This is a genomic window from Novosphingobium sp. FSW06-99 (assembly GCF_001519065.1).
Lineage (GTDB): Bacteria > Pseudomonadota > Alphaproteobacteria > Sphingomonadales > Sphingomonadaceae > Novosphingobium.
Map to the genome: position 1 here is coordinate 44,988 of NZ_KQ954266.1, position 22,800 is coordinate 67,787.

General features: G+C 64.9%; 19 protein-coding genes. 10 read left to right on the forward strand and 9 right to left on the reverse strand.

Annotated elements, in window-relative coordinates:
* Nucleotides 1–60: 60 nt before the first annotated feature.
* Entirely contained in the window at nt 61–1,944 is a 1,884-nt protein-coding gene (locus AQZ49_RS20095) for an ABC-F family ATP-binding cassette domain-containing protein (RefSeq protein ID WP_067620244.1), read from the reverse strand.
* 114 nt (nt 1,945–2,058) lie between these two features.
* Between AQZ49_RS20095 and AQZ49_RS20100 the strand changes: the two genes are divergently transcribed.
* Nucleotides 2,059–2,991, forward strand: a complete 933-nt coding sequence (locus AQZ49_RS20100; protein ID WP_067620247.1) for a LysR family transcriptional regulator — start codon at nt 2,059–2,061, stop codon at nt 2,989–2,991.
* Here the strand turns inward: AQZ49_RS20100 and AQZ49_RS20105 are convergent, their stop codons facing one another.
* The 4 genes from AQZ49_RS20105 to AQZ49_RS20120 are packed head-to-tail and all read right to left on the reverse strand — an operon-like array spanning nt 2,992 to nt 6,733.
* Nucleotides 2,992–3,417 (reverse strand): hypothetical protein, encoded by a 426-nt coding sequence (locus tag AQZ49_RS20105; protein WP_067620250.1) that lies wholly within the window; start codon nt 3,415–3,417, stop codon nt 2,992–2,994.
* A 53-nt stretch (nt 3,418–3,470) separates the two neighbouring features.
* Nucleotides 3,471–4,484 (reverse strand): adenosine deaminase, encoded by a 1,014-nt coding sequence (locus AQZ49_RS20110; RefSeq protein WP_067620253.1) that lies wholly within the window; start codon nt 4,482–4,484, stop codon nt 3,471–3,473.
* Entirely contained in the window at nt 4,481–5,788 is a 1,308-nt protein-coding gene (gene guaD / locus AQZ49_RS20115; RefSeq protein ID WP_156428414.1) for a guanine deaminase, read from the reverse strand. The genes AQZ49_RS20110 and guaD overlap by 4 nt, the downstream gene beginning before the upstream one ends.
* A 6-nt stretch (nt 5,789–5,794) precedes the next feature.
* Complete coding sequence (locus AQZ49_RS20120) at nt 5,795–6,733, reverse strand: 5'-methylthioadenosine/S-adenosylhomocysteine nucleosidase (protein ID WP_369819161.1); 939 nt, start codon at nt 6,731–6,733, stop codon at nt 5,795–5,797.
* Between the two features lie 360 nt (nt 6,734–7,093).
* Between AQZ49_RS20120 and kdpF the strand changes: the two genes are divergently transcribed.
* The 7 genes from kdpF to AQZ49_RS22425 are packed head-to-tail and all read left to right on the forward strand — an operon-like array spanning nt 7,094 to nt 15,498.
* The gene (gene kdpF, locus AQZ49_RS20125; RefSeq protein WP_067620258.1) at nt 7,094–7,183 is read left to right on the forward strand and encodes a K(+)-transporting ATPase subunit F; all 90 of its coding nucleotides are present in this window, start codon (nt 7,094–7,096) and stop codon (nt 7,181–7,183) included.
* Nucleotides 7,184–7,203: 20 nt separating this feature from the next.
* Nucleotides 7,204–8,928, forward strand: coding sequence for a potassium-transporting ATPase subunit KdpA (gene kdpA, locus AQZ49_RS20130; RefSeq protein WP_067620261.1), 1,725 nt, complete (start codon nt 7,204–7,206; stop codon nt 8,926–8,928).
* Between the two features lie 40 nt (nt 8,929–8,968).
* Nucleotides 8,969–10,975 (forward strand): potassium-transporting ATPase subunit KdpB, encoded by a 2,007-nt coding sequence (gene kdpB / locus AQZ49_RS20135; protein ID WP_156428416.1) that lies wholly within the window; start codon nt 8,969–8,971, stop codon nt 10,973–10,975.
* Between the two features lie 12 nt (nt 10,976–10,987).
* Nucleotides 10,988–11,569, forward strand: a complete 582-nt coding sequence (gene kdpC / locus AQZ49_RS20140) for a potassium-transporting ATPase subunit KdpC (RefSeq protein WP_067620266.1) — start codon at nt 10,988–10,990, stop codon at nt 11,567–11,569.
* Nucleotides 11,566–14,301 (forward strand): sensor histidine kinase, encoded by a 2,736-nt coding sequence (locus AQZ49_RS20145; protein WP_067620269.1) that lies wholly within the window; start codon nt 11,566–11,568, stop codon nt 14,299–14,301. Before kdpC ends, AQZ49_RS20145 begins: the two co-directional genes overlap by 4 nt.
* Complete coding sequence (locus tag AQZ49_RS20150; RefSeq protein ID WP_067620272.1) at nt 14,298–14,978, forward strand: response regulator; 681 nt, start codon at nt 14,298–14,300, stop codon at nt 14,976–14,978. The genes AQZ49_RS20145 and AQZ49_RS20150 overlap by 4 nt, the downstream gene beginning before the upstream one ends.
* A gap of 40 nt (nt 14,979–15,018) precedes the next feature.
* A complete protein-coding gene (locus AQZ49_RS22425) occupies nt 15,019–15,498 on the forward strand; it encodes a hypothetical protein (RefSeq protein ID WP_156428415.1) in 480 nt (159 codons plus the stop codon).
* A gap of 9 nt (nt 15,499–15,507) precedes the next feature.
* Here AQZ49_RS22425 and AQZ49_RS20155 read toward each other — a convergent pair whose 3' ends face one another.
* Genes AQZ49_RS20155 through AQZ49_RS20170 form a run of 4 tightly spaced genes read right to left on the reverse strand, consistent with a single transcriptional unit; the run spans nt 15,508 to nt 20,702 of the window.
* Nucleotides 15,508–16,815: an ABC transporter ATP-binding protein gene (locus AQZ49_RS20155; protein ID WP_067620275.1), complete on the reverse strand. Its 1,308-nt coding sequence runs from the start codon at nt 16,813–16,815 to the stop codon at nt 15,508–15,510.
* Between the two features lie 38 nt (nt 16,816–16,853).
* Nucleotides 16,854–18,599, reverse strand: coding sequence for an ABC transporter permease (locus AQZ49_RS20160; RefSeq protein WP_067620278.1), 1,746 nt, complete (start codon nt 18,597–18,599; stop codon nt 16,854–16,856).
* 13 nt (nt 18,600–18,612) lie between these two features.
* The gene (locus AQZ49_RS20165; protein ID WP_231739341.1) at nt 18,613–19,338 is read right to left on the reverse strand and encodes an MgtC/SapB family protein; all 726 of its coding nucleotides are present in this window, start codon (nt 19,336–19,338) and stop codon (nt 18,613–18,615) included.
* Nucleotides 19,339–19,352: 14 nt separating this feature from the next.
* Nucleotides 19,353–20,702 (reverse strand): carbohydrate porin, encoded by a 1,350-nt coding sequence (locus AQZ49_RS20170; protein WP_067620284.1) that lies wholly within the window; start codon nt 20,700–20,702, stop codon nt 19,353–19,355.
* Between the two features lie 404 nt (nt 20,703–21,106).
* Between AQZ49_RS20170 and AQZ49_RS20175 the strand changes: the two genes are divergently transcribed.
* Entirely contained in the window at nt 21,107–21,385 is a 279-nt protein-coding gene (locus AQZ49_RS20175) for a metal/formaldehyde-sensitive transcriptional repressor (RefSeq protein WP_067620286.1), read from the forward strand.
* Nucleotides 21,386–21,572: 187 nt separating this feature from the next.
* The gene (locus tag AQZ49_RS20180) at nt 21,573–22,790 is read left to right on the forward strand and encodes an FAD-binding domain-containing protein (RefSeq protein ID WP_231739342.1); all 1,218 of its coding nucleotides are present in this window, start codon (nt 21,573–21,575) and stop codon (nt 22,788–22,790) included.
* Nucleotides 22,791–22,800 lie beyond the last annotated feature (10 nt).

Consider the following 22,800-nt stretch of genomic DNA (forward strand, 5'->3'; position numbering starts at 1 on the left):
GTCTTTGTTTTCGCATCGTTTATTGCAAAAAAGCAGGTGCCCACTTTTTTGCACAACGCTCTAGCCCTGACCTTCGGCCATCGCCGTATCGTACACTTCGCTCGCCGCCATCCACACCGCTTCGACCTCTTCCATCTTTGCGGCGGACAGACCGCGACGGCGGGACAATTCGCCCATCGACAGTTTGGCCAGTTCGCCCGAGGCGCTGGCCGGTTCGAACATCGCACGGTCGAGCGCGTTGATTTCGGTTTGCAGCTTGCCCATCTGCGCTTCGGCGTCGATCACCTTCTTTTTCAGGCTGCGTAACTGTTCGCGCAACTGGGCGCTGGCCTTGCGGTCGGCTTTCGATCCCGATTTGGCCTTGTCACCTTCGCTCTTGGGCTGATTGCGGCCCAGCACGAAGTCGATGTAATCGTCCATCGCGCCGTCGAAAGTCCGCGCGGTGCCGTTGTCGACCAGCACCAGGCGGTCGGCGGTCAATTCGACCATGTGGCGGTCGTGGCTGATCAGGATCACCGCGCCCTTGTAGGTGTTGAGCGCCTGCACCAACGCCTCACGCGCATCGACGTCGAGGTGGTTGGTCGGCTCGTCGAGGATCAGCAGGTGCGGCGCGTGGCGGGTGACCAGCGCCAGCGCCAGCCGCGCGCGTTCACCGCCCGACAGCGTGCGGATTTCGGCGGTCGCACGTCCGCCTGAAAAGCCGAACCGACCCAACTGGCCGCGCACCGCCTGCGGGGTGGCATTGGGCATGGCGCGCTGCATGTGCATCAACGGGGTGGCATCGCCTGCCAGTTCCTCGACCTGGTACTGGGTGAAATAGCCCACGCGCATCTTGGCGCTGGTGCTCATGTCACCATCCATCGGCGGCAATTGGGCCGCCAGCAGCCGCGCCAGCGTGGTCTTGCCGTTGCCGTTGCGGCCCAGCAGCGCGATGCGGTCATCGGGATCGATGCGCAAGTTCAACCGGCGCAGGATCGGCGTTTCGCCATAGCCGACGCTGGCCAGATCGAGCGTGATCAATGGCGGGCGCAATTCGTCGGGATCGGGAAAGACGAAGCTGAGCGAGGGGTCTTCGCTGAGCGCGGCGATCGGCTGCATCTTGGCCAGCATCTTGGCGCGGGCCTGCGCCTGCCGCGCGGTCGAGGCGCGGGCGCTGTTGCGCGCGACATAGTCGGCCAGCTTGGCCCGCTGGGTTTCCTGCGCCGCCGCGAACGAGGCGGCCTGCGCCGCGCGTTCGGCGCGCTGGCGCTCGAACGCGTCATAGGCGCCGGGATAGAGCGTCAGCTTGCCGCCCTGCAGATGCAGGATATGATCGACTACGGTGTTGAGCAGGTCGCGCTCGTGGCTGATGATCAGCAGCGTGGCGGGATAGGACTTCAGAAAGTTTTCCAGCCACAGCGTCGCTTCGAGGTCGAGGTGGTTCGACGGTTCGTCGAGCAGCAGCACATCGGGGCTGGAAAACAGCAGCGAGGCCAGCGCCACGCGCATTTTCCACCCGCCCGAAAACGAATCGAGCGGTTGCCCTTGCGCCGCCTCGTCAAACCCCAGCCCCGACAGGATGCGCGCCGCGCGCGCCGGGGCGGTATAGGCATCGATCGCGATCAGGCGTTCGTGGATATCGCCCAGCAGGTGCGGATCATGTTCGACTTCGGATTGCGCGAGCAGGCGCGTGCGTTCCTCGTCGGCGGCCAGCACGGTTTCAAACGGGGTGGCGGTACCATTGGGCGCTTCCTGCGCGATATAGCCCAACCGGCAACCGCGCGGCATGTCGACCGAACCCGCATCGGGGTCGATCTCGCCGATCAGGGTTTTTACCAGCGTCGATTTGCCGGCGCCATTGCGCCCGACCAGCCCGACTTTGCCACGCGGCGGAATGGCGGCACTGGCGCCAGAAATGATGTCGCGCCCGCCGAGGCGCACGGTAAGGTTTGAAATCGTCAGCATGGCTGGGCGCCTAGCAGGCTTCGCGCCGATTCCCAAATCCCTCCAAAAGGCTTGACCCTGCCCGCAAAAATGCAATGGATCAGGCAAATCTTCTCATAAAACAGAGCAACCCAGATGCCTGCCTTTTCGCGTTTCCTGCGTTATTTCGTGGTGGTCGGCCGATCGGGCTCGATCCGTCGCGCTGCTGAAGAGCTGAATGTTTCGGCCTCGGCGATCGACCGGCAGATTCTCAATGTCGAGGCGGACCTGGGCATGCCGCTGTTCGAGCGCCTGCCGACCGGGCTGCGGCTGACCGCGGCGGGCGAAGTGCTGATGGCGGCGGGCACGCGGTGGCAGAAAAACCTGGCCGATGTGCGCGCCCAGATCGAGGATCTGCGCGGGCTGAAACGCGGGCATGTCGAGATTGCGGTGATCGATGCCTTGTCAAAGGGCCACGTTCCCGGCGTGATCCACGCCATCCAGACCCGCTATCCGGGCATTACCGTGGGTATCAAGGTGCAGGGCAACGACATCGTGCGGCGGATGGTTGCCGATGGCGAAGTCGATCTTGGCATCATGTTCGAACCGCAATCCTACCGCGATCTGACCGTGCGCGCGTTTGTCGATGTCGTGCTGGGCCTGATCGCGCCGCCCGGCCACGCGCTGGCCCGCCATCGCGAAACGCGCTTTTCCACGTGCGCCGGGATGCCGGTGATCGTACCGTCGCGGCCGCTTGCGGTCAGCCAGCAGATCGAAGTGCTGGAGGCAACCAACGGCATCGCGCTCGATCGCCGCGCGACATCGGACAATATCCAGATGATCGTCTCGCTGGTCCTGCAAGGCATCGGCATCGGCGTGCTGACCTCGCTCGATGTCGCCACCGAAGTGCAGCGCGGGTTGCTGTCGTTCAGCCGCCTGTCTGATCCCGTGCTGCGCCCGATGACGCTGGCGCTCTGCACCGCCGCCGCGCGCACCCCGTCACACGCGGCAGGGATCGTGCTGGGCGAGCTCGAAGCCGGGTTTGCGCAGTTGGGTTATCCGGCGGCGCATAATGTGCCAGAGGCGTGATCAGGCTCTTTCGCGCGACTGACGGATCAGGAATGCGATAACAAACGCGATCCCCCCGCACGCGAAAAAACCGACCACCGGAATGGGAAGCACGTAAGTCCCGGCAACCAGGCCCCGGACCAGATTGGCGGCGACAATACTGAAAGCCATGGTCGCGAACATGAGTTGGGGCCGAAGAGTGGCCAGAAATTGCCGCCAGCACCCTTGACCAAATATCCGGTCGATCGCCATTTCAACCCGTCCGCGCGGAGGCGGCACCGGCCGGAACCAGGCCCCTGCGACAACCACCAGCGGCAGGGCACAAAACCACCAAGGAAATAGGACAAACTCTTTGAAATTTTGCGCATTCTGAAAGGATATCGACAGGATATTGGCCCCGATGACCCATATCCAGCAGATTGCGGCCGCGATCCTGACTGATTTCATGCGCCCATATCCAGCCCCGAATTCTCCGGCCACAACGCTATCGGGCTCGCCGGTTATTCTGCAAGCACAAACGCATCCAGCCGCGCGCAATGCGCTGCGATGGCCTCGGGCGGCAGGAACGATCCGGTCAGGCTGTTGCGTGCCAGGCGCGCCAGATCGGCGCGCGACAACCCGCGTGCCGCTGCCACGGCGCGATAGTTGTCGGCCACATAGCCGCCGAAATAGGCCGGATCGTCCGAATTGATCGTCGCCTTGAGGCCCAGCGCCAGCATGCGATCAATCGGATGGTCGGCCAGCGTGTCGACCACACACAGTTTCAGGTTGGACAGCGGGCACACCGTCAGCGTGATGCCACTGGCCGCCAGCCGTTCGACCAGCGCGGTATCTTCGAGCGCACGGTTGCCATGGTCGATGCGATCGACCTGCAAGGTATCAAGCGCGCCAGTCACATAGGCGGGCGGGCCTTCCTCTCCGGCATGGGCAACCAGTTTCAGCCCGGCGGCGCGCGCGGCGGCAAACACCCCGGCAAACTTTTCGGGCGGATGGCCAAGTTCCGACGAATCGAGCCCGACGGCGGTGATCCGGTGCAGCCAGGGCCCGGCCTCGGCAAGCGTGGCAAAAGCATCGGCTTCGCTCAGATGGCGCAGAAAACTCATGATCAGGCACGATGTCAAACCATGGCGAGCCTCGGCCTCGGCCATTGCCGACAGCAGGCCCTCGATCACTTCGGAAAACGGGATGCCGCGCGCGGTGTGGGTTTGAGGATCGAACATCAGCTCGGCATGGACCACGCCATCGGCCGCCGCGCGGTCGAAATAGGCCATGGCCAGATCGTGGAAATCGGCCGCCGTCTGCAACACCGCCGCGCCCGCATAATAGATGTCGAGAAAATCCTGCAAATTGGAAAAGGCATAGGCCGCGCGCACCGCCTCGACCGAATCATAGGCCAGCGCTACGCCGTTGCGCTGCGCCAGCGCGAACATCAGTTCGGGTTCCAGGCTGCCTTCGATATGCAGATGCAATTCCGCCTTGGGCAAGCCCGTGATGAACGTGTCGAGGTCGGTCATTGCGCAAAGTCTCCAAACCGGGATCGATCGCGATCCCACAGGCATCGGCCCATCACATAAGTCCGTGACACCGCGCGGTCATCCCCCAGCACTTGCAACGCAAACAGCCGGTCGGCCAGCGATGCCCCGCGCGTGCGCCGCGCCAGCAGAGGCGTGGCAGCGGGATCGAGCACGACAAAATCCGCCTCTTGCCCCTCGCCCAGCGCGCCGACTTTATCATCCACGTGCAACAGCGCCGCGCCCCCCGCCGTCGCCAGCCACAGCGCCCGCATCGGATCGAGCCGGTACCCGCCCGCCAGGGCGGCCTGATACGCCAGCCCGGCGGTGTGCAGCATCGAAAACGAGGTGCCCGCGCCAATATCGCTGCCCAGCCCCAGCCGCACCCCATGGTCGGCAGCGCGGGTAAAGTCGAAAAAGCCCGAACCCAGAAACAGGTTTGACGAAGGGCACACCGCGATCCCCGCCCCGCTTTGCGCCAGCCTTGCGGATTCGCGCGGGGCCAGGTGAATGCCATGCGCAAACACCGACCGCCGGCCGACCAGCCCGAACCGGTCATAGACATCGACATAATCGCGCAAATCCGTAAACCGCGCCGCCACCTCGACACATTCGCGGGTGTTTTCCGCCAGATGGGTGTGCAGCAGGACATCATGATGGCGCGCCAGCAGTTCGCCTGCGACCGCCAGTTGCGCATCCGAACAACTCAGCGCGAACCGGGGCGTGACCGCATAGCCCAGCCGTCCGCGCCCGCGCCAGGCCGCGATCAGCGCCTCGGTCTCTGCGCGCGCAATATCCGGGGTGTCGGACAGGCCCTTGGGCCCCAGATCCATCAGCACTTTGCCACAGGTCACGCGCATGGTGCGCGCCAGCGCCGCCTCGAACAGGGCATCGACCGAATGCGCATGGACCGTGGCGAACACCAGCGCGCTGGTCGTGCCATGGCGCAGCAATTCATCGCAGAACGCCCCCGCCACCGCGCGCGCATGCAACGGGTCGGCAAACGCCATTTCGGCGGGAAAGATATGCCGGTCGAGCCAGTCGAGCAACTGTTCGCCATGCGCCGCCATGCTGTCCATCTGCGGATAGTGGACATGCGCGTCGACAAAACCCGGCACGATCAGGCCCGCCAGTGGCTCGACCGGCACCCCGGCAAAGCGGTCGGCCAGATCGCGCCAGGCCCCGCGCGCCACGATCAGCCCATCCTCGACCACCAGCAGCCCATCGGCATCGTGCCGCACCGCATCGGGTACCAACGCCGGATCGTGCGCCACCGACAGGATTTCACCGCGAAAGGCCCTCATCATCGCCGCTCAATCCGGCAGGGCGGCAAGAAAGGCGCGCACCACGCGCGCCGAATTGACCGAGGCGAGATGTTCGAAGGTAACCATGCGATTGGCATCGGCATCGCCGCCCGCCAGGTCAGACAGGCTGCGGAACACGATCGCGGGCACATCGTTGGTATAGGCCACCTGGATCACGCTGGCGCTTTCCATATCGAGCACGCGCGCATGCCAGGCGGTGAACAGATATTCGCGAAATTCGGCGTTGTCGGCAAAGATCCCCGCCGTGACCCCGGTACCACCGACATCTATGCGCGGCGCGCGCGGCAGGCATTGCGGGTGGCCCGATATATCGACGCAGGCCGACAGTGTCAGCCCCGGCACGACTTTGCGCGCCAGCGCAACCAGCGCCGGATCGGCCGGAATGGTGAACAGCCGCCGCACCGTGCCATCGGCACGCGTGACTTTGGTGCCGCGCGGATAGATGAAGCGCCAGGGCGGCGGCGCGCCGACGATGCCTTCGGGCGGTTGCCACCCGTTCGGCGTGGCGCGCGCAAACGAGGCTTCGAGATATTGCCCCCAGGCGTCGGGCACCACCACGTCGCCGATCGCCAGCGCCGGATCGACGCCCCCGGCAATCCCTGAAAACACGATCCGCCGCACCGCAAACCGGTCGAGCACCAATTGCGTGGTCATCGCCGCGTTGACCACGCTGACCCCGCTTTTCATCAGCAGGATGGGTTTGCCCTCCAGCGTTCCGGCTACGAACTGCGTGCCGTTGACGGCATAGGCATGCGGATCGGCAACCGCGCCGACCAATGCATCGAATTCGGGGTCGAACGCAGTCATCACCACCGTGCGCGGCGTGGCGTCGAGCCGCTGTGCCAAGGCCGCGCCGGGGCTAGCGATGGCGCAGGCGCAGGCCAGCGCCCACCCCGCCAGCATCATCACACGGTCACCGAACGTCATGCAAAGCCTGCCCTTTCACGATACTTCGCATGTCCCTGCCCGCACTTGGGCGTTTGATCCACCACAATGAAGTGCATGGCGCGTTGCCTAAACTCGCGCATGGTATCGTCGCGCCCTGCCGCCAGATCTGCGCACTTTATGGTTCCTTAATGGCCAGACTTGCCTTTGCCGTGGAACCTTAACGGGCGCATGCGACATGGCGCAATCCATCACCCGTGCTGTTTCCCCGAAAAAACAGACAGTAAAGGATTGCATCTGCCGTGACCGATCTTGCCTGGCTGGCGGTACTCGCCGGCCTGACTCTGCTCACTTTGGCCTTTCTGCGTCTGTGCGACGCGTCATGACAGGAGCGCTGCGGCGATGACATTCTCACTCGTGCTGGCGGGGCTGACCGCGCTTGGCCTGCTGGCCTATCTCGTGGCCGTGCTGCTGCGGCCTGAAAAATTCTGACCGGAAAAGGAAGCGCTGCCATGATCTCGGCTGCGGTCGGTACCAGCCTCGTCGGCTGGGCCATGATCCTCTTATTCGTCGGCCTGTGCATTGCACTGGCCAAACCCGTGGGCCTGTGGCTGTTTGCGCTGTACGAAGGGCGTGACACCCCGCTGACGCGCGTGCTTGGCCCGGTGGAACGGGGGTTCTATCGCCTGTCCGGTATTGATCCGGCGCGCGAACAGACCTGGCGGCAATATGCGCTGGCCATGCTGATGTTTCAGCTCGCCACCGCGCTGGTGACGTATGTGCTGTTGCGCCTGCAGGGCGTGCTGCCATTCAATCCGCGCGGCCTGCCGGGCCTGTCGTCCGACCTGGCAATGAACACCACCATCAGCTTTGTCACCAACACCAACTGGCAGGCCTATGCGGGCGAAGGCGCGCTGTCGAACCTGTCGCAGATGCTGGCGCTGGTGCCGCACAATTTCCTGTCGGCAGCCACCGGGATCGCGGTCGCGTTTGCGCTGTTCCGCGGGTTTGCCCGGCGCCAGACGCAATACATCGGCAATTTCTGGGCCGACATGACCCGCGTCACACTCTATCTGCTGCTGCCTTGCGCGGTGGTCTATGCGCTGGTGCTGGTGGCGGGCGGCGTGCCGCAGACATTTGCCAGCACGATCGATGCCACCACACTCGAAGGCGCGCACCAGACGCTGGTGGTCGGGCCGATTGCCAGCCAGGAAGCGATCAAGATGCTCGGCACCAATGGTGGCGGGTTCTTCAACGCCAATTCGGCGCATCCGTTCGAAAACCCGACCGCATTGGTCAATTTCCTGCAGATGCTGTCGATCTTTGCCATCGGCGTCGGGCTGACCTGGTGCTTTGGCAAAGCCGTGGGCGACACGCGCCAGGGCTGGGCCGTGCTGGCGGCGATGCTGATCCTGTTCTCTGCCGGTGCCGCCGTGGTCTATTGGGCCGAAGCCAATGGCAACCCCCTGCTCCACCATGCGGGGCTGGCCGGGGCCAACATGGAAGGCAAGGAGGTGCGCTTTGGCGCCGCCGCCAGCGCACTGTTTGCCGCGGTGACCACTGCCGCCAGTTGCGGCGCGGTCAATGCCATGCACGACAGCTTTACCCCGCTGGGCGGTATGATCCCGATGTTCAACATCGAACTGGGTGAAGTGGTCGTTGGCGGCGTCGGCTCGGGCATCTATGGCTTTTTGCTGTTCGCGCTGCTGGCGGTGTTCATCGCCGGGCTGATGGTCGGGCGCACCCCCGAATATGTCGGCAAAAAGATCGAATCGCGCGAGGTAAAGCTGGCCGTGCTGGCGATCGTCGTGCTGCCGCTGTGCATTCTGGGTGGCACCGCGCTGTCGAGCGTGCTGGCCGATGGCCTGGCCGGGCCTGCCAACAAGGGGCCGCATGGCTTTTCCGAGATCCTCTATGCCTTTACCTCGGCCACCGGCAACAACGGGTCGGCGTTTGGCGGGCTCAGCGCCAACACGCCCTATTACAACGGCGCGCTGGCGGTGGCGATGTGGATCGGGCGGTTTTTCGTGATGGTGCCGGTGCTGGCCATCGCCGGATCGCTCGCCCAAAAGAAATATACCCCTGAATCGGCGGGATCGTTCCCCACCACCGGCCCGCTGTGGATCGGATTGCTGGTGGCGATCGTGCTGATTGTCGGCGGGCTGACATTCCTGCCCGCGCTCGCGCTGGGGCCCATCGCCGAACATATGGCGATGCTGGCCGGTTCGACCTTCTGATCCGGACACACATCACATGTCTACGCACACCCCCACCTCGATGTTTTCACCGGCGCTGGTCGTACCCGCGATCGGGGAATCGTTTCGCAAACTCGATCCGCGCCAGTTGATCCGCAATCCGGTGATGTTCACCACGGCGGTCGTCTCGGTCCTGCTGACCGTGCTGCTGGTGCTCGGCCAGACCCCGCTCGCCATCGGCTTTCAACTGCAACTGATCGTCTGGCTGTGGCTGACCGTGCTGTTCGGCACGTTTGCCGAAGCGCTGGCCGAAGGGCGTGGCCGCGCCCAGGCCGCCAGTTTGCGCGCCACGCGCAGCGAACTGAGCGGCAAGCGGCTGAAGGGCAATGGCGATGCCTTTGACCTGGTGCCCGCCAGCACGCTGGCCAAGGACGATCTGGTGCTGGTCGAAACCGGCGACCTGATCCCCGCCGATGGCGAAGTCGTGGCCGGGGTCGCCTCGGTCAACGAAGCGGCGATCACCGGCGAATCCGCGCCCGTGATCCGCGAGGCAGGCGGCGATCGCAGCGCCGTCACCGCCGGAACGCGGGTGATTTCCGACCATATCCGCGTGCGCATCACGCAAGAGCCCGGCCAGGGCTTTCTCGACCGCATGATCGCACTGGTCGAAGGTGCGCAGCGCCAGAAAACCCCCAATGAAATCGCGCTGACCATCCTGCTGGTCGGGCTGACGATCATCTTTCTGATCGCAGTGTCGACGATCCCCGCGCTGTCGGCCTATGCCAACGGGCACATCACGGTGGCGGTGCTTGCCGCGCTGCTGATCACGCTGATCCCGACCACGATTGCCGCGCTGCTGTCGGCCATCGGCATCGCCGGGATGGACCGGCTGGTGCGTTTCAACGTGCTGGCCAAATCGGGCCGCGCGGTCGAAGCGGCGGGCGATATCGACGTGTTGCTGCTCGACAAGACCGGCACGATCACCGTGGGCGACCGCGCCGCATCGGAATTCCGTCCCTTGCTGGGCGTTTCGGGCGAAGAGCTCGCCAATGCCGCGCTCTATGCCAGCCTGGCCGATGAAACTCCCGAAGGGCGCAGCGTGGTCATCCTGGCGCGCGAACGCCATGCGATGACCGCAGACCTGCCCGCCGATGCCGAGATCATCCCGTTCACCGCGCAGACGCGGCTGTCGGGGATCAATACCGGCCAGCGGCAGATCCAGAAAGGCGCGATCGATTCGATCATCCGTGCCAACCCGTTGGCCAGCGAGGCCGCCCGCGCCGAACTGGTGCGCAATGCCGAAGAGATCGCCCGGCTGGGCCAGACCCCGCTGGGCGTGGCCGAAAACGGCCGCCTGCTCGGGGTGATCGCGCTCAAGGACGTGATCAAGGCCGGGGTGCGCGAACGGTTCGTCGAATTGCGCCGCATGGGCATCCGCACGGTGATGATCACCGGCGACAACCCGCTGACCGCCGCCGCGATCGCCGCCGAAGCCGGGGTCGACGATTTCCTGGCCGAGGCCACCCCAGAAGACAAGCTGGCGCTGATCCGCAAGGAACAGCAAGGCGGGCGTCTGGTGGCGATGTGCGGCGATGGCACCAACGATGCGCCCGCCCTGGCGCAGGCCGATGTCGGCGTGGCGATGAACACCGGCACGCAGGCCGCGCGCGAGGCGGGCAACATGGTCGATCTCGACAGCGATCCGACCAAGCTGATCGAGATCGTCGGGCTGGGCAAGCAGTTGCTGATGACACGCGGCGCGCTGACCACGTTTTCGGTGGCCAACGACGTGGCCAAGTATTTCGCGATCATCCCGGCGATGTTCATCGTGGTCTATCCGGGTCTGCGCGCGCTCAACGTGATGCATCTGGCCAGCCCGCAATCGGCAATCCTGTCGGCGATCATCTTCAACGCGCTGATCATCCCGATGCTGGTGCCGCTGGCGCTGCGCGGGGTAACCTATCGCCCAGCAGGCGCCGGACAATTGCTCGCGCGCAACCTGGCCATCTATGGCGCGGGTGGGCTGATCGCACCATTCATCGGCATCAAGGCGATCGACATCGCCGTTTCCGCCCTGCATCTGGCCTGAGGACCAAGCGCCATGTTCAACGATTTCATCCAGGCCACCCGCCCTGCCCTCGTGCTGACCACGGCGCTGTTCGCGCTCACCGGGCTGGCCTATCCGGCGGCGATCACCGGGGTTGCCCAACTGGCCTTTCCGCACCAGGCCAATGGTTCGCTGATCACGCGGGGTGACCATGTGATCGGGTCCGAGCTGATCGCGCAAGGCTTTGCCGGGCCCGGCTATTTCCACCCGCGCCCGTCGGCGGCGGGCAAAGGCTATGACCCGACACAGTCGGGCGGATCGAACCTGGGCCCGACATCCAAACCGCTGGTCGACCGGGTAACCGCCGATGTGAAAGCCAATCCCGGCGCGCCGGTCGATCTGCTGACCACGTCGGGATCGGGGCTCGATCCCGATATCAGCCCCGAAGCCGCCGAATGGCAGGTGGGCCGTGTGGCCCTCGCGCGCCATCTGCCCGAACCCAAAGTGGTCATGCTGGTCGAACAAAACGTTGAATTGCCGCTGTTCGGCATTATCGGCGAACCGCGCGTCAATGTGTTGAAGCTCAATCTCGCGCTCGACAAGCTGACCGGTGAAGGCGCACATAGCACCCCATGAACGAACCGCCCCGTCCCGATCCCGATGCCCTGTTGCGAACACTGGCGCTGGGCAGCGGTGCGACCACCGGGCACGGCAAGGCGGGGGCGGGCGAAACCGCGCGCGGCCGGCTGAAAGTCTTCCTCGGCGCCGCGCCGGGCGTCGGCAAGACTTGCGAAATGCTCGACGATGCGGCGGCCCGCGCCAGGGCGGGCATCGATGTGGTGATCGGCCTGGTCGAAACGCATGGCCGGCTTGAAACCATTGCGCGCACCACCGGGTTTGAAACGGTCGCGCGCAAGGCGATCGAACACCATGGCCGCGTGCTTGAAGAACTGGATATCGACGCGGTGCTGGCGCGGCGGCCCGCGCTGGTGCTGGTCGACGAACTGGCGCACACCAACGCGCCGGGCTGCCGCCATGACAAACGGTATCAGGATGTCGAGGAAATCCTGGATGCCGGGATCGATGTCTATTCGACGCTCAACATCCAGCACCTGGAAAGCCTGAACGATGTGGTCGCCTCGTTCACCCGCGTGCGGGTGCGCGAAACCCTGCCCGATCGCGTGCTCGAACAGGCCGAACTGGAAATCGTCGACCTGCCGCCCGACGAACTGATCGAGCGGCTGCGCGATGGCAAAGTCTATGTGCCCGAAGAAGCCAGCCGCGCGCTGGCGCATTTCTTTTCCAAATCGAACCTGTCGGCGTTGCGTGAACTGGTGCTGCGCCGCGCCGCGCAGGCGATCGACGCGCAAATGCTCGACCATGTGCGCGCCCATGCGCTGGGCGGAAAATGGGCGGCGGGCGAACGGCTGGTGGTCGCGGTGTCGGAACACCCCGGCACCGTGTCGCTGGTGCGTTCGGCCAAGCGCATGGCCGATGCGCTGGGCGCGCCGTGGACCGCGCTGCATGTCGAAACCACGCGCGACCTCGCGCTGTCCGACGCCGAGGCGCAACAGTTGGCGACCACGCTCGAACTGGCGCAGCATCTGGGCGGGCAGACCGCGACAATTCCCGCTGAATCGGTAACCGAGGGGCTGTCGACGTTTCTCGACGAAGCACGCGCGACGCAGTTGATCCTGGGCAAGGCGCGGCGCTCGCACTGGCACGAATGGCGCCATGGCTCGGTGGTCGATCGCATGGTGCGCCACGCATCCGGCGTGGCCGTGCATGTGCTGACACTCGATGACGAGCCCACGCCGCGACGCACATCGATCGCGCAGCGGATCGCGCCCAACCGCTGGGGTTCGCTGTTCGGCTATGGCGTGTCGCTGCTGCTGGTGGTGCTGGTCACGCTGATCGGCCATTCGATCGCGGGGCTGGGCAATGTCACCAACATCGCGTTGCTCTTTTTGCTGCCGGTGCTGGTCGCGGCGACGCGGTACGGCCTGCGGACCGGGCTCGCGACCGGGCTGGCGTCGTCGCTCGCTTACAATTTCTTTTTCATTCCACCGGTCTACACCTTCACGATTGCCGATCCGCAAAACCTGATCACGGTGATGGTGCTGCTCGGCGTTGCCGTGCTGGTCAGCCAGATGGCCTCACGCGTGCGCGATCATGCCATGCTGGCGCGCCAGAGCGCGGCGCAGAACAGCGCGCTGGCCGGCTTTGCCCGACACCTGACCGCGATCACCAGCGAGACCGAACTGGGCCAGGTGCTCTGCGCCGAGGTGGCGCGTCTGCTCGATGTGCGCGCGGTGCTGCTGTTGCCCGAAGACGGCCAGTTGGCGGTGCGCGCGGCAATCCCGCCCGAAGACCGCATGGAAACACTTGAACATGCCGCTGCGCGCTGGGCGTTTGACAACGACCGCCGCGCCGGGCGTGGTTCGGAAACGCTGAGCGCGTGCGAATGGCTGTTCACTCCGGTCAATGCCGGCGGACGCGTGCTCGGCGTGCTGGGCATCGCGCGTGCCGACACCGCAACGCCGCTGCGCACCGATCAGATGCCGCTCCTGTCCAGCCTGCTCGATCAGGCCGGGCTGGCGCTCGAACGCATCCTGCTCGAAGGCGAAATGACCAGCGTGGTCAAACTGCGCGAACAGGACCGGTTGCGCACTGCACTGCTGTCGTCGGTCAGCCACGACTTGCGCACGCCGTTGACGTCAATCATCGGCAATCTGGATGCGATCACGCCCGCTGATCCGGTGCAGGCGGAACAGTTGGCCAGCGCACGCGCCGAGGCCGGTCGCCTGCGCGGGTTTGTCGCCAATCTGCTCGACATGGCGCGGATCGAGGCGGGCGTACTGACCCGCACCAGCGAACCGGTCGATCTGGCCGATGCCATCGCCAGCGCGGTGCACGATCTGCGCGGGCGCCTGGCCGACAATCCGATCCGCATGGATGTCTCGCCCGATCTGCCGTTTGTCCATGTCGATCCGCAACTGTTTCACCAGAGCCTGATCAACCTGATCGACAACGCCGCCAAATATGGCGAGCCGGGCACGCCCATCACGATTGCCGCACAGCGCGAGCGCGGCGCGCTGACGCTGATGGTCGAAGACCAGGGCCCGGGCCTGCCGCCGGGCGAGGAGGACCGCATTTTCGAGACTTTCGCCCGCATCGAAGGGTCCGATCGCAAGGGCGGTACCGGACTGGGCCTGGCCATCGTGCGCGGGTTCTGCACCGCCATGGGTCTGACGGTAACCGCCAGCAATCGCAGCGATGGCAAACAGGGCGCCTGTTTTACCATTCGCTTTGACGAAGCCCACCTCACCAATGCCGAAGCCGTGCGGGCCGAAGGGGATCAGACATGAAACCGGTGCGCGTGCTGGTGGTCGAAGACGATGCGGCGATCCGCCGCCTGTTGCACACCGCGCTGACCCGATCGGGTTATCAGGTGATCGAGGCCGCCGACGCGCGCGCCGCGCTGGCCTCGCTATCTATCGACAAGCCCGAGGCGGTGCTGCTCGATCTGGGCCTGCCCGATCGCGACGGGCTGGAACTGGTGCCGCTGATCAAGGCCGCGGGCGTCGCGCTGATCGTGGTGTCGGCGCGTGGCGAGACCGACCAGAAAGTGGCCGCGCTGGACCTGGGCGCCGATGACTATGTGATCAAGCCGTTCGACAGCGAGGAACTGCATGCGCGGCTGCGCACCGCGCTGCGCCACCGGCTGGCGGCAACCAGCCAGTCGTCGCGGGTCGTGCTGGGCGATGTGGCGATCGACCTGTCGGCGCGGCTGGTCACGCGCGGCGGCGAGGAAGTGCACCTGACCCCCAAGGAATACGGCATGATCGCCGAACTCGCGCGCCACCCCGGTCGCGTGATCACCCATGCGCAACTGCTGCGCGCGGTATGGGGCCCGGGCCACGAACACGACGTCGAATACTTGCGCGTCGCCGCACGCGGCATCCGCCGCAAGCTGGAGGCCGATCCGGCAACGCCGATGCTGCTGCGCAACGAGCCCGGCGTGGGGTATCGGCTCGCGGGATAAAACGATAAGTGCGGGCATCCATTCAGAATGGAGACCTTCAATGAGCCGATTCTTACTGTTAGCTTCGCTGGCACTGATACCGAATTCGGCATTTGCACAAGAGGCTGGCAATCGACTCTACCTGTTATGCGATGGTGGCGGCACTGCAAACAAAGCAGATGGTTCATTTGCACAAGGCTGGAACAACCACGGGGGTACCAGCAGCGCACTGGCGATTGGTCACGCTACCGTTGGTTTTGAAGATCAATTGCAGATTTGGATCGAAGGGAATGCAGGCAAGGCAAGAATGCCGCGAAGCATGCTGCCGAAGCTTCATGGCGGTGAAGGCGGCTGGTTTGAAATCAGCGATGTCGTGGTCGCAGACAGAGAAATAACTGGCACAGTTCGAGTGAATTTTGCAAACCACCCAAAGTTGATACTCGATAGATTAGCTGGGACGATAACTCTTTCTGGAAAGGTGGGCAATTTCAACGGTCGCTGTCGAAAATTTGATCCAGCGACCGCTGAAAAAGCTTTCTGAAAAAACCGGTCAGTGCTGGTCTTCCAGGCTGAAGCGGTCGTCGTCTTCGTCATAGGCGAACACTTCGGCATAGCGGCCCCACAAGGTGACCGTGCGCAGCGTTTCGTCGGCGTAGTCTTCGCTCATATAGTCTTCCAGCTCGTCGCGGAAGCGGCGCGCCGGGGCTTCGTGGCTGGCGCGTTCGTCGAGCACGCGGCGAATGTGCTGGACCAGCGGCACATGCTGGCTCAACGCCTGGGCAAACAGCGCCTTGCGCTGGTCGACATCGCCCTGGGCATAGCGCCGCGCCGATGGGGTAAGCACCAGTTCGGCGCCGCGCAGTTCGGCAAAGCGCAGCAATTGCAGCGTTTCGGCCATCGGGAACAGTTCGTCGGCTTCCAGTTGCAGCGAATCCGCCAGTTCCGACATGCTGGCCTTGCCATCGAACGGCGTGCCGTCGACTTCCTCGATCAACCCGGCGATCGAGTTGGTCGATACGCGCGGCAGCACCATGGCGATGCCGGTGCCGGGGAACACGCCGTCGCGCATCGGTGCGGTCATTTCGGTGCGTGCGGTCATGCGCGCATAGATATCGTCGACCAGCGCGCGGAACGCCGGATCGAGCCGGTCGCGCGGCTGCGGCAGATCGACCTTGATTTCGGCCACCACCCGCCCGGGATTGGACGAGAACACCAGGATGCGGTCGCACATCAGCACCGCTTCCTCGATATTGTGGGTGACGATCAGGATTGACTTGATCGGCACGCGCCCTTCCGACCACAGATCGAGCAGATCGGTGCGCAGCGTTTCGGCGGTCAGCACGTCGAGCGCGGAAAACGGCTCATCCATCAGCAGCAGCGAAGGATTGACCACCAGCGCGCGCGCCAGCCCGACGCGCTGGCGCATGCCGCCTGACAGTTCCTTGGGATACGCGTTTTCAAACCCGTCGAGCCCGATCAGGTCGATCGCCGCGATGGCGCGCGCGCGCGCTTCTGCGGCGGGCACTTTTTGCGCCTCCAACCCCAGTTCGACGTTTTCGAGCACGGTCAGCCACGGAAACAGCGCAAACGTCTGGAACACCATCGCCACCGACGGATCGGCCACATCGGGCCCCGGCACCAGCCGCGCAATGCCCTTGCTCGGACGGATCAGCCCGGCAATCGAGCGCAAAAGGGTCGATTTGCCCGAGCCGGAACGGCCTAGCAGCCCGACGATCTCACCCTGCGTCAGCTCAAGATTGACGTCATCCAGCACGAGGTGTTCCTCGCCGGTATAAAAATGCTTCAGGCCTTTGACTTCGACCAGCAGCGGCTTTGCGTCAGTTGCAACGGTGGCCATGGGCGGTGCTTCCTATCGTGAAAATCGGGGAGATCGGATCAGGTCAGGCGCATGCGGCGTTCGCCATAGGCGTAGAGCGGGCGCCACAGGAACCGGTTGAACCCGATCACGAACAGGCTCATGACCCCGATCCCCAGCGCGACGCGCGCATAGTCACCGGCAATCGTCGCCTCTTCGATATAGCTGCCCAAACCGTGTGCCACCACTTTGTGATCGCCCCAGGTCACCAGTTCAGAGAGCACCGAGGCGTTCCACGAACCGCCGCTCGCGGTCAAGGCACCAGTGATGTAGAACGGAAAGATGCCGGGCAAGGCAACCTGGCGCCACCATTGCCATCCCCGCACATGGAACATGTCGGCCGCCTCGCGCAAGTCGGTCGGGATCGCGCTGGCCCCGGCGATGACGTTGAACAGGATATACCACTGCGTGCCCAAAATCATCAGCGGCGACAGCCACAGATCGGGCGCCAGATTCCACCGCACGATCGCGATCACCACGAAGGGAAACAGCACGTTGGCCGGAAACGCGGCCAGAAATTGCGCCACCGGCTGCAACCGTTCGGCCCAGACCGGGCGCAGGCCGATCCATACCCCGATCGGCACCCAGATCATGCTGGCCAGCACGATCAGCACCAGCACGCGGGTCATCGTGTAGCATCCCAGCACCACCGCGGTCAGCACTTCGTGCCACACCAGATAGCGCATGACATAGCGCACGGTCAGGAACAGCGCGACCAGCACCGCCACCGCAACAAACGCCTGCCACAGCCATTCAACCATCGCGGGCGTGCGCCGCTCGCCGACAATCCGGCGACGGGTGACGCGCGGCTCGAACGCCAGCAACATCCGCCCGATCGCGCCGAGTGGTGCCAGCACCACCGGCAGCAGCCGCGTGCGACGCAGCATGTCGAACACCCATGATCGCGGGCGTTCGGTCGAGGCGGTCATTTCAAAGCGGAACCGATCGGCCCAGGCCACGATCGGGCGGAAGAACAACTGGTCATAGGCCAGGATGACCAGCGCCATCACGCCGACCGCTTCGCCCACCGCGCCCAGATCCTGCTTGATGATCGCCTGCGCCAGGAACGAGCCGATACCGGGCAGCGTGACCGAGGTGTTGCCCACGGTGATCGCTTCGGACGCGACGACAAAGAACCACCCGCCCGACATCGACATCATCGCGTTCCACACCAGTGCAGGCGTGCCGAACGGCAGATCGAGTTTCAAAAACCGGCGGATCGGCGACAGGCGATAGATCATCGTCGCCTCTTCCAGATCGCTGGGGATCGACCGCAGCGACTGGTAGAAACTGAACGCCATGTTCCACGCCTGGCTGGTAAAGATCGTGAAGATCGAGGCGCATTCGACCCCCAGCACGCTGCCCGGAAACAGCCCCATGAAGAACGTCACGGTGAATGTCAGAAACCCGAAGATCGGCAGCGACTGCAGGATGTCGAGCGCGGGCACGATCAACTGCCCGGCATGGCGGCTGCGGGCGGCCAGCGTTGCCACCACCAGCGTGAACACGGTCGAGGCAAACAGCGCGGCAAACATGCGCAGCGTCGTGCGCAGCGCATAGTAAGGCAGAAACCACGGATCGAGCACCACCGGTTCGAGCCGCAGCGTCGACAGCGGCGCGACGGCGCCCTGTGCGGCGCGGAAGAACAGCACGCCCAGCCCCGCCAGGATGACAAAGGCAATGGCATCTTCGCGGCTCGGGCGCGTCAGCCGCAACATCCGCGAAAAGGCGGGAAGCGGGCGGGCGCTGTTGCGGTCTGGGCTCATCGCGATAGCTCCCTCAACTCGTGGTGCTGACTGTCCAGGTGGCGGAAATCACCTCGTCATGGCGAGCGAGATGATCGACAATGGCATCGAGATCGGCTTCGTTGGCGCGCGACGGCACGAGCACGGCGGCCAGTTCCACCGAGTCCTTGCCTTGCGCCAGCGTTTCGATCTCGCGGATCGGGTAATGGTGGCGTTCGAGTTCGTCGAACAACAGGTCGCGCGCAAATGCAACCTGTTCTGCGGGCACCGTCACATGCACGCGATAAAGGGCTTCGGTTTCGCCCGGCCGCATCGGGCGCCGGTCGACGAATTCGACCAGCGGCCGCAACAGCGTGTTGCCCGCCAGCACAAACAGCGTGACCAGCGCCGCCTCGGCCGGCAAGCGCGCGCCGGCAAACGCACCAACCGCCGCAGAGGCCCACAGCGTGGCGGCGGTGTTCAGCCCGCGCACTTGCGTGCCGTCCTTCATGATCACCCCGGCCCCCAGAAAGCCGATGCCCGAAACGACATAGGAAATCACCCGCACGCTGCCTTCGGCACCCGCGCTGCGCAGTCCCAGATCGACGAACGCGGCCGCGCCCACCGCCACCAGCACATTGGTGCGCAGCCCGGCGCTGCGCTGGCGCCATTGGCGTTCAAGCCCGATCGCCACGCCCAGCACAAACGCCGTCGCCAGACAGATCAGCGACGTGAACAGCGCGTTGGGCTCGATCACAAACGCAGCAAAGGGACTGGTCACACCGGCCATCGCGATCAGAACCCGCCGTGCAACCGCAGGCCGAACACGTGCACCGGGCCGCGATCACGGTTGTAGGCGGGGTTGACGATGAACTGGTAATCGAAACTCGCGGTAAAATGCCCCAGAATGCCGAACTGGTACCAGCCTTCGGTGATCCATTCGTCGCCGGGATGCGGCAATTGGCCATCGCCGACCAGCGTGCCCAGCCCGCCATCGTTGAAAAAGATCTGCCGCGCGCGCGAAATGCCGTTGGCCACTTCGGCGATGCCGATGCGATCGTCGCCGCGATGCCACAAGGCGCCGCCCAGCGTGCCGCCGACTGACACACTGCGGTCAATATCGCTGAAATCGTCGGTTTCGGTCACCCCGTCGGTGGCCGATGCGCGGGCAAACACACCCACATTGGCAGCCACTTCCTGCTCGACGTTCAGATAGCCGCCGCCGTGATCGTTCATGTGCCGGAACAGCAGGTTGACCGGGGCGATGCCGGTGGCGTTATACGAAGCGATCATGTCACGCAGCAGCGCCAGATTGCCGCGCGTGAAAAACCCGCCCAGCCGGATCGCGCCGGGATGGCCACTGATGGTGTGGCGATGTTCGACTTCGCTGACGATCTGGTACTGTTGCAAGCCGACTTCGAGCGAAGGCTCGTTGGGCTGTTTCGACAAGTCGAACAACCCCGACCGTACCGTCCAGGCGCCATCGTACAATTCGAACGCACCGCCAAAGGTAAAGCCCCAGGAATTGGCCGCATAGTCGAACGCCCCCGCATCGATCAGCGACCAGTTGAGGAAATCGCCGCGCGGATCATGGGCATAGCTGTTGGTGTCGAACACGTCGACCACGCTGAACTTGCCGAACCACAGCACCAGCCGGTTGGTATCCTGCCTGCCCGCCAACTGGTTGGCCTGCGCCGCAACCGGCGCGGCCTCGCCGCCAAGGTTGATGGTCTGGCGCAGGAACAGCCGGGGCAGTTTGAAATAGGGGTCGGATTTGCCGACTTTGTAGGCTTCACCGCTGGTGAACCCGGCCACGCCCAGCGTATCGGACAGCCCGAAACCCTGATCGATTTCCGGATTGATCCAGATTTCCGCGCCTCGCCAGGGCCGCACCCCGGCATAGAGCGTGACGTCGAAGGTTTCGCGTGTCTGATTGGGGACCAGGCTGTTGGCCCCGACATAAGGCGAGGGAAAGCCGGGCGTCGTCTGAACGGTAAACGTGCTTTGCCCATGCACGGCAAATGTCTGCGGCGCAGCATCGGGCGCAGCGACGGGCGGCGTATCGTCGGCGTGCGCGACCATTGGCGCGGCCAACAGCGCCAGCGCCAGCATGCCGCGCGGTACGGAAAAACGATCAAAAATCATTATTTGGGCCCCCGGGGATGCAACGCCACGCCCACCCCTGCGCCCGATCACCCCATGGCGCGATGCGCAGGGCTGTCCGACAAGGGGGCAAACACCCGCCACGACGCGTGCCAGCCACCGGGACACAGGGGGGCATGCGTACCGCAACTGTCGCCCTCACAGGACGTCGGGGTGGATGCTTGCGTCATGTCGGGCGTCTTGATCTCGGTCATAAGGCGGCGTGATGCCGGTCGTTTATCGTCTGACACGCCATCGCAACAAAACATGACGATTGCGTGTCAGTCGCATATCGACTCGACAGGGCCGCGCCTATACCCTAGGGGGGTATCCCACAACCCCAAAACGACCGCGCGCCGCCCTTTTCGCCGCGATTGCGCATGCTCTGCGGGGAACCGGACACCACGATGAGCCACGTCGCGCGCGAGAAACAGAAATTGCTGAACCGGATCAAGCGGATGCGTGGTCAGCTTGAGGCGATCGAACGCGCTGTCGAGGCCGATACCGAATGCACCCGCGTGTTGCAGCAGGCCACTGCCGCGCGTGGCGCGCTCGACGGTTTCATCGCCGAAGTGATCGAGGATCATATCCGCGATACCCTGGTCGATCCGCAAGCCGATGAGCAAGACCCGCGTCGGATTGCCGCCGAAGACCTGGTCAGGATCGTGCATACCTATCTGACCTGAACGCCCGTGTGGCCCCTAGAGGCAGGTTGTGTGCGCCTGGTTCTGCGCACAGACCCCGCGCGACAGGCTGGCGCGGTCCCTCCGCCGTCAGGCCCGCCGTGTTCTTTGGCCCGGATCGCCACCCCCCTTTTTCCAGCGGCGGTCCGCGTCCCTCTGTCGTCAGTCCCTGGTTGGAAGGTTGCCGCGCGTGCCAGATCGATCGTTACCGCTGCTGGCCAACGATCATCCGGTTACGCGCGACGCGGCGCTGGCGCGTCTCGATGAATTCGTCCCGCGTGCGGGCCCGGCCTATGCGGGCGGGCGCAATCACGACCATGGACCGGGGCGCCATGACGCGGTGTCGCGGCTGTCCGCGGCGTTGGCCCGGCGCACGCTGACCGAGGCCGAAGTGTTGTCCCCGGTCGTCGCGCTCCACGCATCGGGCGCCGATGCGTTTGTGCGTGAAGTCTTCTGGCGCGGCTATTTTCGCGGCTGGATCGAGGCGCGCCCGGTAATCTGGCAGGGCTGGCTCGGTGCACTCGATCGCATCGACGCCCGGTTGGCACAGGACGACGCACTGGCCGCGCGCCATCTGGCGGCGGTGCGCGGCGCAACCGGGATCGCCTGTTTCGACCACTGGATGCACGAACTTGCCCAGACCGGCTATCTCCACAACTGGGCGCGGATGCAGGTCGCCTCGATCTGGATTTTCACGCTCGGCCTGCCGTGGGAACTGGGTGCGCGGCATTTTCTCGACCATCTGGTCGACGCCGATGCCGCATCGAACACGCTGTCGTGGCGCTGGGTCGCGGGCCTGCATACGCCCGGCAAGGCCTATCTCGCCGATGCGACGCGCATTGCGCGGATGACCGCCGGCCGCTTTGTGCCCATCGGCCTTGCCGCGCATGCGCGCATCCCCGACGCCCCCCCTCACCCGCCTGCCGCGCCGCCGCGTCAACCAACCGCCATTGCCGAAGGCGTGCCCACTTTGCTGTGGATCACGCCGGCGGACTGTTCGCTCGAACGGGAACCCGCGCTCGCTGCGCTGCTGGTGCGGGCGGTGGCGATCATCGATCCAGATGGCGCGGCGGCCGGGCATGGTGCACAGGCCGATCGCATTGCGCTGGATGATGCACTGGCGCGTGCCGCCGCGCGCTGGCGGGTGCCCGCGTGCCGCGTCGCCGGTATCGAGGCACTCGCCGCGCTCGCCGAAGAAATCGGAGCGCGCCAGGTGGTCACCGGGCGCATCGGCGTGGGGCCGGGAATGGGCACCCTGATCGCGGCGCGCGGTGCATTGCGTCGTGCGGGAATTGCGCTTGCCGAACACGTGCGCGCGTGGGACCGCGCGGTCTGGCCGCACGCGACGCGCGGCTTTTTCGCCTTGCGCGACCATATCCCGCACGTGCTGGCCGAAATGGTTGGCTGAAGGAACCCGC

Excerpts from the sequence above, each read along its gene's own strand:
- AQZ49_RS20095 (WP_067620244.1), bottom strand. The coding sequence starts at position 1,944 with ATGCTGACGATTTCAAACCTTACCGTGCGCCTCGGCGGGCGCGACATC.
- AQZ49_RS20100 (WP_067620247.1), top strand. The coding sequence starts at position 2,059 with ATGCCTGCCTTTTCGCGTTTCCTGCGTTATTTCGTGGTGGTCGGCCGA.
- AQZ49_RS20105 (WP_067620250.1), bottom strand. The coding sequence starts at position 3,417 with ATGAAATCAGTCAGGATCGCGGCCGCAATCTGCTGGATATGGGTCATC.
- AQZ49_RS20110 (WP_067620253.1), bottom strand. The coding sequence starts at position 4,484 with ATGACCGACCTCGACACGTTCATCACGGGCTTGCCCAAGGCGGAATTG.
- guaD (WP_156428414.1), bottom strand. The coding sequence starts at position 5,788 with ATGATGAGGGCCTTTCGCGGTGAAATCCTGTCGGTGGCGCACGATCCG.
- AQZ49_RS20120 (WP_369819161.1), bottom strand. The coding sequence starts at position 6,733 with ATGACGTTCGGTGACCGTGTGATGATGCTGGCGGGGTGGGCGCTGGCC.
- kdpF (WP_067620258.1), top strand. The coding sequence starts at position 7,094 with ATGACATTCTCACTCGTGCTGGCGGGGCTGACCGCGCTTGGCCTGCTG.
- kdpA (WP_067620261.1), top strand. The coding sequence starts at position 7,204 with ATGATCTCGGCTGCGGTCGGTACCAGCCTCGTCGGCTGGGCCATGATC.
- kdpB (WP_156428416.1), top strand. The coding sequence starts at position 8,969 with ATGTTTTCACCGGCGCTGGTCGTACCCGCGATCGGGGAATCGTTTCGC.
- kdpC (WP_067620266.1), top strand. The coding sequence starts at position 10,988 with ATGTTCAACGATTTCATCCAGGCCACCCGCCCTGCCCTCGTGCTGACC.
- AQZ49_RS20145 (WP_067620269.1), top strand. The coding sequence starts at position 11,566 with ATGAACGAACCGCCCCGTCCCGATCCCGATGCCCTGTTGCGAACACTG.
- AQZ49_RS20150 (WP_067620272.1), top strand. The coding sequence starts at position 14,298 with ATGAAACCGGTGCGCGTGCTGGTGGTCGAAGACGATGCGGCGATCCGC.
- AQZ49_RS22425 (WP_156428415.1), top strand. The coding sequence starts at position 15,019 with ATGAGCCGATTCTTACTGTTAGCTTCGCTGGCACTGATACCGAATTCG.
- AQZ49_RS20155 (WP_067620275.1), bottom strand. The coding sequence starts at position 16,815 with ATGGCCACCGTTGCAACTGACGCAAAGCCGCTGCTGGTCGAAGTCAAA.
- AQZ49_RS20160 (WP_067620278.1), bottom strand. The coding sequence starts at position 18,599 with ATGAGCCCAGACCGCAACAGCGCCCGCCCGCTTCCCGCCTTTTCGCGG.
- AQZ49_RS20170 (WP_067620284.1), bottom strand. The coding sequence starts at position 20,702 with ATGATTTTTGATCGTTTTTCCGTACCGCGCGGCATGCTGGCGCTGGCG.
- AQZ49_RS20175 (WP_067620286.1), top strand. The coding sequence starts at position 21,107 with ATGAGCCACGTCGCGCGCGAGAAACAGAAATTGCTGAACCGGATCAAG.